The organism is Oceanobacillus sp. FSL K6-0127 (assembly GCF_037983385.1).
GTDB classification, from domain to species: Bacteria; Bacillota; Bacilli; order Bacillales; family Amphibacillaceae; genus Oceanobacillus; species Oceanobacillus profundus.
Genome location: NZ_CP150287.1, coordinates 1142352 through 1156479, shown reverse-complemented (window position 1 = coordinate 1156479; position 14128 = coordinate 1142352). Strand labels below are relative to the sequence as shown.

Sequence of the window (14128 nt, the reverse complement as noted above, 5' to 3'; positions counted from 1 at the left end):
ATTATTGTGGGAGAGTGTATTCGAATGAACACATATGAGCTCAAAATTGCAGGTTTGAAACGTAACTTGCCAATTATCCAATTAAACGAAAATCTAAAAATCGCAAGCTTTGTTATTCTAGGTGATACTGAAATGGTTGCTACGACTGCACCACTAATAGCAGAAAAATTGCCTGAGGTTGATCTTCTCGTTACAGCAGAGGCAAAGGGAATTCCTTTTGTTTATGAAATTGCGAAACAATTAAACATGGCAAAATATGTTGTCGCTAGAAAAAGCATAAAAGCCTATATGAGCAGTCCCATCGTCCATGAAGTTGAATCGATTACAACACAAAAGACACAGACCTTATGCTTGGACACAGAGGATGTAGAGCGAATAAAAGGACAGCGCGTAGCTCTAATTGATGATGTGATAAGCACCGGTGAATCCTTAAAAGCTTTAGAAGAATTGGTGGAAAAAGCTGGTGGAAATGTTGTCGCGAAGGCAGCCATTCTAGCTGAAGGTGAAGCGGCAAATCGTGATGATATTTTATTTATAGAGAAACTACCGCTTTTCACAGACTGAATTACCAAGACCTAGCCGCCCGCTAGGTCTTTTTTCACGCGCAAAACTCCGAACATATATCCATTTTATTAAACAACCCTCTACCCCCACACTCAACAAACTTTCATACATATAATCTGTTCACTCATACATTATACAGATCATGTTAGTTCAATTCAGAATTCATAAAAGAATATTCTTGTTATACTTCTGATAATAAATTGAAAATTTGGAGGAGATATCATGACTAATCCTGTTGTTGAAGTGCAACACGTAACAAGAAATTTCGGTAAAACAACCGCAGTAAACAATGTTTCCTTTTCCATTGAAAAGGGATCTACTGTAGCAATCCTCGGGCCAAATGGTGCAGGGAAAACGACGATGGTTTCTATGATGCTTGGGTTAATCGAGCCTAGTGCCGGGCATATTCAATTATTTCGTCATCATCCAAAGCACATTTCTGTTCGTGAAAAAATAGGAGCTATGCTTCAAGATGTAAGTGTTGTTGACAAATTAAAAGTTCATGAAGTTATTGCCCTCTTTCGTAGCTACTACCCTTCCCCGCTCTCCATGGAAGAATTAATTGCTTTAACTGGATTAGAGAAGAACGACTTGAACAAATGGGCTGACAAATTATCTGGTGGACAAAAACGTCGGGTTGGCTTCGCCCTTGCTCTGACAGGAAATCCAGATCTTGTTTTCTTTGATGAACCAACAGTCGGACTCGATATTACGGCAAGGAGATTATTCTGGGAAAAAGTAAATGCATTAAAGGAAAAGGGAAAAACAATCATTTTTACCACACATTATTTACAAGAAGCAGATGATGTGGCTGAACGGATTATTTTATTTAACCGTGGTGAAATTATCGCGGACGGACACCCAAATGCTATTAAACAGCAGCTCGCCATACGAAATGTGTCCTTCCAAACAAATGATGCCAAAAGAGCAATACAGCAATTACAAACCCTTCCGATAGTTAGCAAGTGCTATCAAAAAGACGATCGCATTTACGCCGTAACGGAAGAGACAGATACAGTTCTTGCATCATTATTCAAGTTCGATTTACACGCTAAAGATATCGCAATTGAACAAGGACGATTAGAAGAAGTGTTTGAACATTTAACAAAACCGAATGGGGAGGCAGAGATAAATGAACAGCATAACGATGCAATGTAAGATAGAGGTACTTCGCATTTTCCGTAATCCATATTTTGTATTTTGGAGCCTGCTTATGCCAATTGTGTTTTATTTTATTTTTACCAATATCGTGAATGCAGATGTTCCCGATGTAGAACTATGGCAAGCACATTATTTAATGTCAATGACTGCCTTTAGTGTGATGGGATCGGCTATCATGACGTTTGGCATTCGCATGGTACAAGAACGGACACAGGGCTGGTCCTCCTTTATGAAGATAACACCATTACCTGCTTGGGCTTATTTTACCGCTAAGATGTTCGGACAAACGGTCATGCATTTATTTTCCGTGATCCTTATCTTTATTGCAGGATATTTGATCAACGGTGTTTCGTTAACATTCACGCAGTGGTTCTTCTCGGGTTTATGGATTCTGGTTGCCTCCCTGCCATTTCTTGCCATCGGAACACTCGTAGGTTCCATGAAGAAAGTGGAAACTGCTAGTGGGGTTAGCAATATCCTCTATTTAGCATTAGCAATTCTTGGCGGGATGTGGTTTCCAATATACATTTTCCCTACTTTCCTGCAAGACATGGCAGAATGGCTACCATCCTATCACTTTGGTAATGGTGCATGGGAGATTATTCGTGGGAATGCTCCAAGTATAAAAAGTGTTCTTATCTTAGGCGGCTATTTGATTGGATTTATGGTAATTTCAGCTCTTGTACGAAGGAATGAGGAAGCCAATTAGCAGGATTTGTGATTCGCCATTCTTGCTTTTGCGATATAATAAAACTACTGCTTGCTATATGCCAAAGGGGGAATGGCAATTGAAATTTAATATCGATATTGATGATAAACACGCGGAAACACAAATAACGATTCAAGCAAAGGAATGGACGGAAGAGCTAGAAGAAATTGTAAAAATAATTAAGAAGCGTAGAACACCCCGGTTATTTGCCAGTGACTCTGAGCAAACAATCCTGCTTGATCCGAAAGAGATTGATTTTATTTATGCCGAGCAAAGAAAGGTCTTCGCAAGCCTGGCAAATCGACAATTGGAACTAAAAATGAAATTGTATGAAGCAGAAGAAATCTTAGCTCCATACGATTATATGCGGTTTTCAAAATCTGTTATTGGTAACCTGAATCAAATAGAACGCTTTGAATTATCCTTCAATGGGAATCTTTGTGTCTATTTTCGTTCGGGAAATAAAGCATATATCACAAGAAAATATGTAGCACCTATTAAAGAAAATCTGATGAATGGAGGGGAATCGAATGGTGGTTGAAATACTAAAAAGAACGATGATTGGACTAGGGTTTGCATGTGTTTTTACATTTATCGCAATAACTATTGTTGTTATTAACGATCATCCCACCTCCGCTTCAGAGATTTGGATGCATATGCTGGCAAGTATGACGATCGGTGTTTATTTTGGACTGTCTTCATTTATATATATGGGAAATGAATGGAGTTACATGAAAAGGACTATCGTGCATTTTAGCGTCTCCATCTTATTTTACTATGTTATCGCCTTTTCCGTTGGCTGGGTACCATTTGGATTTTGGCCAATTATAGGAAGTTTGCTAGCATTCATTGTTACCTATTCCCTTTTTGGAACGGGATATTATCTATACTATAAAAAGCTTGAAGTTTCTTTAAATGAGCAGTTAAAAAAAAGAAATGAGAATTCACGTGAGCCTTGAGGATTAAATACTCACCAAATCAAAGCGAGTTTATTTTAGACTCGCTTCCCCCATACATAACCTTTATCTAAATGCTTGATAATCGAAATGATACCCAACCTCTGTTACACTAATGATAATAAGAAACGGAGGGATTACATGCGATTAAAGGACAAAAAAGTAATTGCACTTGTTGAAGAAGATTTCGAGGATCTTGAACTTTGGTACCCAATTTTACGCCTTCAAGAAGAAGGTGCACAAGTTGATTTAGTTGGTAAGGAAGCCAACCATAAATATATTGGTAAATATGGTGTTCCCGCAGAATCCGCTTATGCATTTACCGATATTGAAGCAGAAGATTACGATGCTATTCTTGTACCTGGCGGCTGGGCACCGGATAAATTGAGACGCTATCCAGAAGTGCTTGATTTTATCCGTGTCATGGATAAAGCCAAGAAACCAATCGGGCAAATTTGCCATGCTGGCTGGGTGCTTATTTCTGCAAATATTTTACAAGGCAAGCATGTTACAAGTACTCCAGGGATAAAAGACGATATGACAAACGCAGGCGCTACTTGGAGTGATGAAGCGGTTGTCGTTGATGGCCATATCATTTCCAGTCGCCGTCCACCAGATTTACCAGCCTACATGAAAGCTTTTGCTGATAAGCTGGCAGAAGCAAACCGCTCTGATTGAGGTGTTTTGAATGAAAATTTTATCGATTGAACCAACACCAAGTCCACACTCGATGAAAATAAATGTCAATGAATCCTTGCCTGCAGGTGAAAATTATAATTATAACGAAAAAGATAATCTCGAGGATGCACCAAGCTATGTTAAACAACTCTTTGCTATTGAAGGAGTCCAAAATATTTATCGTGTGGTTGATTTTATTGCGCTTGCACGCAACCCTAAAACCGCTTGGGAAGAGCTGTTACCGAAAGTTCGTGCAGTATTAGGGACAGAAGAAACGAATGATGATTTAACTCCAAATATGCAGCAGAACAATGAAGAAGCTTTTGGAGAGATTAAAGTCTTTATTCAAATGTTCCGCAGCATACCGATGCAAGTAAAATTAGAGGATGGTTCGGAGGAAAAACGTTTTGGTCTTCCTGAACGTTTTAGTCAAGCAATTATGGAAGCCTCTCCCTCCTCTCCCAATGTAATTATGGATCGTAAATGGGTTGAACAGCATCCAAGATATGGAACGATGGAAGAAGTAGGAGAAGAGATTGTTGAAGAGCTTGCAGCAAGCTACGATAAGGACCGATTAGATGAGCTAGTCAAACTAGCATTCGAGAATCAAGCGTCGTCAAGTTCTCATTCTCAAGAGTCAAGACCCAAAAAGCAATTGACACTTGAAGTCCTTGATGATCCAAACTGGAAGGTACGTTATGCGGCACTTGATCGTTTTGATCCAACACCAAGCGACTTGCCATTACTTGATAAAGCGTTAAATGATGAAAAGTCATCCATTCGAAGGCTAGCAACAGCATATCTCGGAATGATTGAGGAACCAGAGGTGCTACCTTATTTGTATAAAGCCTTAAAAGATAAGTCTGTCACAGTTAGACGAACTGCTGGTGATTGTATATCTGATCTTGGGTTTAAAGAAGCAACGTCAGAAATGATTACGACGCTTTCGGACCCTAGTCGAATTGTACGCTGGCGAGCGGCAATGTTCTTATATGAATTAGGTGATGAAACTGCCATTCCAGCTCTGGAAACAGCTGCAGATGATCCTGAATTTGAAGTTCGAATGCAAATCAAACTAGCATTGGAGCGCATTCAAGGTGGCGCAGAAGCCAAAGGATCTGTTTGGCATCAAATGACACAAGCTACACAAAAAGCTGATTGAGCCATATGCGCCAATCAGCTTTACTCATGCATATCAAATTCACGCTAAAGCGTACGTAAGCATAAAGTTTCAGGCTCCTTTACACTTGGAAAGCGATTTCATATAATAGTAGTAATCATCTTAATTTTCAGGAGGCGATTAAGTGGAGAGCGTTAAGGAAGGTACGCTATTATGGAAACCAGATAAACAAAGAAAGAAGCAATCAAACTTATATAAATATATCGATTGGCTAAAGAAAGAAAAAGGACTTTATTTTGATGACTATCACGCCTTATGGGAATGGTCTGTCCATAATTTAGAAGCATTTTGGGAGTCCCAATGGGAATATTTTAACATCAGGTCGAAACAATCCTATGATGCGATCCTTACCTCTCGTGAGATGCCAGGAACGACATGGTTTCCTGGGGCTATGATTAACTACACGGAGCATATTTTCAGAGATAGAGATTTGAACAAGCCAGCTATTATACATGCATCAGAACATCGAGCTACACAAGAGGTGACATGGGGGCAATTATATATAGATACAGTCGCTTTCCAACAGACACTAAAAAAATTAGGCGTCCAAAAGGGGGATCGTGTTGTTGCCTACTTACCAAACATTTATGAGACAGTTGTAGCCTTTCTAGCAACAGCGAGCCTCGGAGCGATTTGGTCAAGTGCTTCTCCAGACTTTGGTACACAAAGTGTGATTGATCGTTTTAAGCAAATCGAACCAAAAGTAATGATAACAGTTGATGGATATAGCTACAACGGAAAAAATTTCGACCGCACGGAGGTTGTAGCGAACATTCAAGAAGCATTACCAACAATTGAAGCTACTATCACGATCCCTTATTTGAATGAACAGACAGATTTTAATAAGCTAAAAAATCCAATTCAATGGTCGGATGCAACTACAAATAACGGTGACAAAAGCTTAACATACGAACATGTTCCATTTAATGACCCTCTATGGGTGCTTTATTCATCTGGAACGACAGGAAAGCCGAAACCTATTGTACAAAGTCAAGGCGGTATTTTACTAGAACATTTAAAAGCTGCAACTTTCCATATGGACCTAGGTGAGGACACACGTTTCTTCTGGTTTACTACGACAGGTTGGATGATGTGGAATTTTCTTATCGGCGGTTTGCTTAGTGGAAGTACAATTATCCTCTATGATGGAAGCCCAGCCTATCCGGACAATAAGTGGCTTTGGAGGTTTGCTGAACAGACAAAAATGACAGCTTTCGGTACAAGTGCAAGCTTCCTAACAGCAAGTATGAAAGATAGTCTTGAACCAGGGAAGGAATTTGATTTAAGCCATCTATCCAATATCAGCTCGACCGGTTCTCCTTTGCCACCTGAAGCGTTTGGGTGGTGCTATGACCACGTAAAAAGTGACCTGTGGATTGCTTCTGTCAGTGGTGGAACGGATGTGTGTACAGCATTTATTTTAGGTGCACCGATTCTTCCAGTGTATGCTGGTGAACTACAATGTATGGGACTCGGCGCTAAAATAGAGAGCTTTAATGACCAAGGAAAACCGGAAATAGATGCAATTGGAGAGCTCGTACTAACAGCGCCCTTCCCTTCTATGCCAATTTATTTCTGGAATGACCCTGATGGTACTCGATTACACGAAAGCTACTTTGATGTATTTCCAGGAATTTGGTGTCATGGTGACTACTTAAAAATTACAAATCGTCATACTGGGATTATTTACGGTCGCTCAGATGCAACAATTAACCGTGGCGGAATCCGCATCGGTACGAGCGAAATTTATCGAGCTGTCGATCAAGTCAAAGAGGTTTCTGATAGCTTAATAGTTGATATTCCAAACCAGGACGGGAGTTCAGCTACACCACTTTTCGTCGTAATGAAGGATGGCGCTGAATTAACTGATGAAATCTCAGGGCGCATTAAAACACAAATTCGTACCCAATGCTCGCCACGTCATGTACCGACTGGAATCTATCAAGTTACCGATATACCGAAAACACTTAACGGTAAAAAACTTGAAGTACCGATTAAAAAAATACTTATGGGCAAACCGGTTGAACAAGTCGTCAACATAGGTTCACTGAGTAATAGAAGAGCGCTTGATTATTTTGTCCAGTTTGCAAAAGACGAAATGAAGGTTTAAGAAAGTCTCTCCTGCTTATTTTAGCAGGAGAATTTGTTTGGGTGCGTTATTTTTTCTATGGCCGGAGAGGTAGAAGCCGGGATGTGAGGTGGGTTATATATTTTGGTATGGGGCTTAATTGCTGGGAAAGGTGCTTTATATTCTAGAATGGTGCTTTAATGGCCGGGTGAGGTGTTTTATATTCTAGAATGGTGCTTTAATGGCCGGGTGAGGTGCTTTATATTCTAGAATGGTTCTTTAATGGCCGGGTGAGGTGCTTTATATTCTAGAATGGTGCTTTAATTGCCGGGTGATGTGTTTTATTTACAAGAATGGTGCTTTAATAGTCGAGAGATGTATTTCTATGCTTAGAGAATTAGCAAATACAAGATTTGAAAAAATACCAGCCCCTCAAGGCTGATATTTTTAAATACAAAACTATATTCATTCTTCTATAACTAAGTGTTTTTTCTGCATCATTAGGCTTGCAGTAACATATGCAATAAACGCAATTACAATAGATGTTACAACAGAATGCATTCCAAATGGCTGCGGATAAAAGGATTCAAATAGGATGTAGCTTCCAACACCAAAGATCATCGATGCAATCGCACCATATTTATTCCCCTTCTTCCAATAGAGACCCATGACAATTGGCCAAATAAACGCAGCTTCGAGACCACCCATCGAGAATAGATTGAGCCAAATAATTAAGTCAGGTGGGTTTAAAGACATCACAATCACAACGATTCCAAGCAATGCAGTTACCCACATACTTAAATACTTTACTTTTCTTTCCTTTGCAGTAGGTTCTATGTAATTTAAATAGACATCTTTCACAATCGTAGAACTAACTAGTAATAATAATGAATTCACAGTTGTCATAATCGCTGCCATTGGAGCCGCAAGGACAATTCCGGACAGCCAGTTTGGCAATACAGTTTGCGCGAGAAGCGGCATTACCGTATCACCAACTTCTATACCGGGTATAACAGGTCTTGCAAACACACCAATCAAATGCATGTTAAGCATAATAAAACCAACAACAATCGTACTTATAATAATTCCACGATGCATCGACCTTGAATTTTTATAGGACATCGCACGCACAGCAATTTGCGGCAGCGCGACAACACCAACACCAACAAGGACCCAGAACGAGGAAACATATGCAGGTGTTAAATCAGCATTTGCACCAAATGGTGTAATTAGATTTGGATTTTCTGCTGCAAGATCAGCAATGATTGCAGGGACTCCTCCACCCGCGATGATAACTGCAATGAGCAGGATTAACGTTCCTGCGAACATCACAATTCCTTGAATTGCATCTGTTATTGCAATAGCACGAAACCCACCAATAATAACATAAACGAGAACAGATACCGAGAATATAAATAATGATGCAATATAGGATAGGCCTGTTAATGATTGAATCAAACGACCGCCACCAATCCATTGAGCAGACATCGCAGAAAACAGGAAAATTAAAATACTTAATGAAGACAATAACACGACCCATTTGGATTCGTAACGACTTTTTAAAAAGTCTACAATTGTCACTGCTTTATATTTGCGTGTTACAATGGCAAATTTTTTCCCTAGTATCATTAACACAAAATAACCTGTAGCAATCTGGGAAGTAGACAGCAATACCCAACCAAGCCCCTGGTTATATGCTGCTCCTGGCCCGCTTAAGAAGCTACTAGCACTTCCATACGTTGTAACCAATGTCATTGCTAGCACAAAGCCACCTAAGCTTCTTCCCCCAAGAAAATATTCCTGCAGGAAGGAATCCGATCGTTTTACATATTTTCCTGCCCACATACCAACTGCGAATACAATAATTAAAAATAATACTAATGGTAATATTGCTTGCCAATTCATAGCTGCTTATTCTCCTTATCATCTAATTCATCTAATGGAATATCTATAAAAAACAACTTTATCACAAGCCAAATCAGTAGCACCATGACAACAAAGCCAAGGACACAGCTATAAAAAAACCAGGCTGGCAACCCTAGAATATAAGTATATTCTGCCGGGTTTTTACTTCCTAATCCATATGCAAATCCATACCACCAAATAAAGTTAATAATGACAATTCCAATCCCTATTAATGCTTCTCTATTCGCAATTTTATATCGATAATCATCCTGATTCATGTTCGTTTTTTTCATATTGAAGGTCCCCCCTTTTTCATACTAACCATATTATATTAACTAGAAGGGATCTGTAAACATTGTGGGGCTATTATATGCTGAACACATTATTCACATTTTTTTGAAAAATAGAAGGGGTTTAACCATGCCAACATGATTAAACCCCTTCTGATTATGAAGTTCTCAATATTATTCTTTATCTATTATTCTACTGTACAATCTTTTTTCGCTTACTAAGGTAGATGGCACCACCGATTAGGATAAAAAGAACCCCTGCAATCAAATAGTTAAATGTGTTTGTTGCCGTATTCGGTAATATATTTCCAGTTCCAGTATTAGCTGAGCCGTTCGAGCCATTTGCTCTATCAATCGTATTTTGATCACCAAGAACACCCTTCTCATTCTCATCCCCTGCAGAAGTTTCTAATTCAAAAACGGCGAATGTACTGAAATGATTTGTTCCTGCACTTATTTTACCATTTTTATAATTACCACCCACAACCTCCCAGAGATTATCGGTTTCATTCAGGTAAAACAGCTTCACATTTTCTTCGCTTTCTATCTTTGTTGCATCTGTCTCGAAGATTAATGTGATCGCGTCTTCGAATTCACTTATCCGTTGATTTCCCTGTGTAATGGAGAAATCATATACATTACTTAGCGCATTTGGAACCGCATCAAGTCTATCAATTACGATCGTTACTGCTTCATCGCCATTTGTAAATACTGAGGCTGGAATTTCTAAAGAGACATCACCTTTTTCAATACGTAGAACCGCATTTTTAGCTTTCAATTCTTTTACTTGCTCGCTGCTCAATACAATCTCAATTAAGGTTAGGTCTGCTGATTCATTTAAATCAATTATGACCGTTCCATTTTCTGTAATTGTCTCTAACGCATCTTCTTCAAGAATCGCTTGATTGTCTTGAACAATTGGTTGAACTGTTATTGTTTTATTCGTTTTATCAGAATCTCCTGGTTGTTCCTTTTCTCCGTCCTTATCACCATCATCAGGAACCTCTGTATCTGGCTTTTCAGGCTCTTCTGGGTCAGGATCCTCCGGTACTTCCGGGTTTGGTTCTCCCGGGATTTCGTCCGTTTCCGTAATCCTGCCCTCTGCTCCATATACAATCGGATTCGACTCTGAGCTGTTTAAATGCTTAACATAATCAACTGTTGCCTCAATGTCTTCAGGTCCCATGATTGGATTTTGCCCTAAATCATTTATCGGACCGTCTGAGGTTCCCATATAATTATTTACCGTCAATGTATACACTGCATCCTCATCAATCGGCGTTCCATCTGGAAAAGTGATAGCTACAACTTCATTCAATTCCTTATTCCATGTATAATGCAATCCGGCAATACTATAATCCGGTCCATAAATTGGAGATAACTGTTCATTAATAATCGGATAGAGGTCTGCTCCTGTTACCTCCAACGTCATCAATGTGTTTCCAAACGGTTGAATATTGTACAGGTTGCCCCACGTTATTTCACCTGCAAGCAGGCTGTCCCTAATTCCACCACCATTCATCATGGCAAAATCACTTTCCATCGACCAGTTCATCGCATCTGCAAGGAGATTTCCCAGTCCATGATCACCGTCATTCGTATAACTGCCAGTTAAATCTTGCGCATTATAGCCAATCACTTCATTAATAATCGGCGCAATCCGCTCTGCATACGTATCTAGAATGCCAGCTACTTTTTCATCGGCTGTATAGTCGCTTTGCTTTACAAAGACAACTTCTGCTTCCTTTTCTACAATGTCCCCTGTCTCACGATCAATAACGAGATCAACATCTGCAAAGGCTTTTCCATACTCAGATGCTTGGACAATTAATTTATCATCGACAACCGCGTTATTAACAACGTGGTTATGTCCTGAAAAAATAACATCAACTGCATCATCAATATTATTCGCCAGGTCTGCCGCCGCCCCTGTCACAACATCACCAGTTTGATAGGCCGGTAGATGGGCAAGGACTACAATTGCTTCCACACCTTGATCTGTGAGTTCAGCAGCTGCGGCATTCACCGCTTCTGTTTCATCTGTAAATGCTACATTTTCCAATGACGCAGGCATAACCATGTTTACCGTTTCAACTGTGTTAACACCAATAAATCCAACTTTCACACCATCTACTTCCTCAATATGGTATGCGTCTAAAAAGGGTTCACCTGTATCATCATAAACACAGTTTGCACAAAGTACCGGAAAGCTCATTCCAGCATACCCTTCTGTACCTTTTCCTTCCGGATGGTCTCCACCATTTACCATTCGAAGCAATTCATCTAATCCTTCATCAAATTCATGGTTCCCAACGGTTCCAACATCAAAGCCGATTGCTTCCATAATTTCGACAGTTGGTTCATCCTGGAGTAATCCAGAAACCGGAGAGCTTCCACCAATCATATCTCCAGCATGAACGATTAATGTATGTTCATTTTCTTGCTCGCGTTCTTTCATTGCTGTTGCCGTATAATCCATACGCCCATACATATCATATACGCTATCCCCATCTGGATCGAGCGAATATTCCTGATCAATTTTTCCGTGTAAATCATTTAAGCTTAGCAGTTGAAGTTCTAGTAGGTCCTCATCCTCATTCGGAACTTCTTCCTCAGTAATCGGTGTATAGCCATAGGATTCTGCTTCCTCTGCACTTGTAAAGAAAATACGCTTATCAACTGGGACGTCTTCCCAACTATTCGGTTCTACATACTCCATTGTTTCTGAGTTTCCAACATACCTTAAAAAACCTTTCTGATCATCGTTCGCACGGAATGCAAATGGAAGCTCCAATAAAGGATCTTCTGGATTCCAAATTCCTAACCCTGCATCCTTCGCTTCTTTTACGGCTTGCTGATACATTGGGTATGCTTCTTCATCAACTGGTGCAAGGAAATAAGTAGATGCATAACCCGCCTCGACCATTTCTAAATTAATGTTTAATTGATCTTCCTTGCGAATTACTTCTGCCAAAATTCTTCCGTAGTCATCTGTTGGTTCATCTCCAACCTTTAAATAAATTTCATCACCAGGCTGAATCAATTCACGAATATAATCTGTCGCTAGATCCCCATAATATTTTTGATTTTCATTGATTTCCGCTCGTTCTGGATCTTTATTTTTCGCTGCATACGTCTCCGCAGTGTCCATATTCAAAAAGCGTACTCTCGTTTCTCCAAATACAGGGTTTGCAACACGAATTGTATCCCCATCTGTTACGCTTTCTACAGTAGTTTCATAGTAGCCTGCAGAAGTCGGGGCTTCTGGCTGATCAGGAGCTACCTGCAAGTCTTCCTGTCCAGTAGGAATCAGCTGATACGTATTATACTGACTTACAATCGCCGTAATGTCATACCATAAACCAGACTCCACTTGAGAAATATCAAGCGCGTTTTCCATCACACGCAATGTTGTTCCATTGAATTCAGCATCAACCAGTGCAACATTGTACCCTCCACCAGCGGGGCTATCTGGAATAGTATTAATATAACCATTTACTTGTACTAACTGTCCTTCATACGATTCCGCAATCGCAGGATCTTGAAGATCTTCCAAGGTTATTGTTTGCGCTTCCGGCAACGCCTGATCTGACTCTAATATTTCGATTGAAGCTGGCACAATCTCTTTTAAACCGTTATAGCTAGCCAATTCTCCAACAATTTGTACTCGATCACCTTTTACAAGATCGGGTAAATCGCCTTGTTCATAAGAAAATAAATTAATGCCGCCAGTCTCATCTTGTATGTATGTCGTAAACTGTGCTCCGTTACTGATTGCAGCATTATCCACTGTTACAATTCCTTCTACCATTACATTCGTACCATCACTTAATTCACGTGCATCACCGATTGAAGATACTTCGTCAGGATCAGCAGGTTCTTCCGGCTCTTCTTCCGGAGGATCAATTTCTCCAGCTCCATCCATCGTATGGCTGCCAAGATATGCAAATGTATTGCTTGCATAATCATTCCACTGACTTTGTTCATATGTTTCAGCAGGCGCAGTAATCGATGCATCTCTCACTAACGTAACGTCAGCAGCAAAATTATCACGAACGCCAATTTCACCAAGCATATCGATGATCGCTTCATCTTTTTTCAATGCAAATGCGTCGTCTCCATTGAAATTGATAATCGATCCATTTACCACATCTGCATGATCCAGAATTGCCTGTTCTGCACTAGTATGTGCAAGAACAAGTACATCATCGTTTTCAAGTGTCCCAGAAAGTGATAATGTCTGGCTTGCTGAAGAAGCACCATTACTGTACAACTCCACTTGATAACTCGATAAATCTACCGCACTTCCTGTACCATTGTAAATTTCAATTGCCTTATTAAAGGAACTACCTTCAATATACTCCGAGATAAATAAGTCCTCTGCTGTCGCTTCATCGCTTTGTGCCGAAACAGTTGTTACAAAGCTAGGTGTAATGTTTACTGACAGCATTACTAAAATAAGAAACATACTGAAAACTTTTCTGAAAGCAACACTTTTCATCATGATCCTCCATCTCTTAGGATATTTTTTGCTAGATATGAGGACATATGACAAAATCCTCTCCAGCTTCCCTTTAAATATGACATAAGAGGCGCAGTGATACTATTAAAAAAATG

At 39.8% G+C, this 14128-nt stretch carries 11 protein-coding genes; 8 read left to right on the top strand and 3 right to left on the bottom strand.

Translation table 11 applies throughout. The annotated features are described in order from the left end of the window. The first annotated feature begins 24 nt into the window (after positions 1-24). From MHH64_RS05735 to MHH64_RS05700, 8 genes are all read left to right on the top strand, one after another. Positions 25-564 (top strand): phosphoribosyltransferase family protein, encoded by a 540-nt coding sequence (locus MHH64_RS05735; RefSeq protein WP_095311636.1) that lies wholly within the window; start codon positions 25-27, stop codon positions 562-564. A 222-nt stretch (positions 565-786) separates the two neighbouring features. Next, positions 787-1722, top strand: a complete 936-nt coding sequence (locus MHH64_RS05730) for an ABC transporter ATP-binding protein (RefSeq protein ID WP_095311634.1) — start codon at positions 787-789, stop codon at positions 1720-1722. After that, a complete protein-coding gene (locus MHH64_RS05725; protein ID WP_095311632.1) occupies positions 1697-2434 on the top strand; it encodes an ABC transporter permease in 738 nt (245 codons plus the stop codon). The genes MHH64_RS05730 and MHH64_RS05725 overlap by 26 nt, the downstream gene beginning before the upstream one ends. A gap of 79 nt (positions 2435-2513) precedes the next feature. After that, positions 2514-2975, top strand: coding sequence for a LytTR family DNA-binding domain-containing protein (locus MHH64_RS05720; protein ID WP_251660317.1), 462 nt, complete (start codon positions 2514-2516; stop codon positions 2973-2975). Continuing rightward, a complete protein-coding gene (locus MHH64_RS05715; protein ID WP_095311628.1) occupies positions 2965-3393 on the top strand; it encodes a DUF3021 domain-containing protein in 429 nt (142 codons plus the stop codon). The genes MHH64_RS05720 and MHH64_RS05715 overlap by 11 nt, the downstream gene beginning before the upstream one ends. Before the next feature lie 138 nt (positions 3394-3531). Next, positions 3532-4068 (top strand): type 1 glutamine amidotransferase domain-containing protein, encoded by a 537-nt coding sequence (locus MHH64_RS05710; protein ID WP_095311626.1) that lies wholly within the window; start codon positions 3532-3534, stop codon positions 4066-4068. A gap of 10 nt (positions 4069-4078) precedes the next feature. Beyond that, complete coding sequence (locus MHH64_RS05705) at positions 4079-5230, top strand: conserved virulence factor C family protein (RefSeq protein WP_340002846.1); 1152 nt, start codon at positions 4079-4081, stop codon at positions 5228-5230. Between the two features lie 142 nt (positions 5231-5372). After that, positions 5373-7358 (top strand): acetoacetate--CoA ligase, encoded by a 1986-nt coding sequence (locus tag MHH64_RS05700; RefSeq protein WP_340002845.1) that lies wholly within the window; start codon positions 5373-5375, stop codon positions 7356-7358. A gap of 423 nt (positions 7359-7781) precedes the next feature. Here MHH64_RS05700 and panF read toward each other — a convergent pair whose 3' ends face one another. The 3 genes from panF to MHH64_RS05685 all read right to left on the bottom strand — a co-directional run bounded on the left by panF (position 7782) and on the right by MHH64_RS05685 (position 14012). Beyond that, positions 7782-9221: a sodium/pantothenate symporter gene (gene panF / locus MHH64_RS05695; protein ID WP_095311620.1), complete on the bottom strand. Its 1440-nt coding sequence runs from the start codon at positions 9219-9221 to the stop codon at positions 7782-7784. Next, on the bottom strand, positions 9218-9499 hold the full coding sequence (locus MHH64_RS05690; protein WP_340003258.1) for a YhdT family protein: 282 nt from the start codon (positions 9497-9499) through the stop codon (positions 9218-9220). The genes panF and MHH64_RS05690 overlap by 4 nt, the downstream gene beginning before the upstream one ends. Before the next feature lie 205 nt (positions 9500-9704). Continuing rightward, positions 9705-14012 (bottom strand): 5'-nucleotidase C-terminal domain-containing protein, encoded by a 4308-nt coding sequence (locus MHH64_RS05685; protein WP_340002844.1) that lies wholly within the window; start codon positions 14010-14012, stop codon positions 9705-9707. Positions 14013-14128 lie beyond the last annotated feature (116 nt).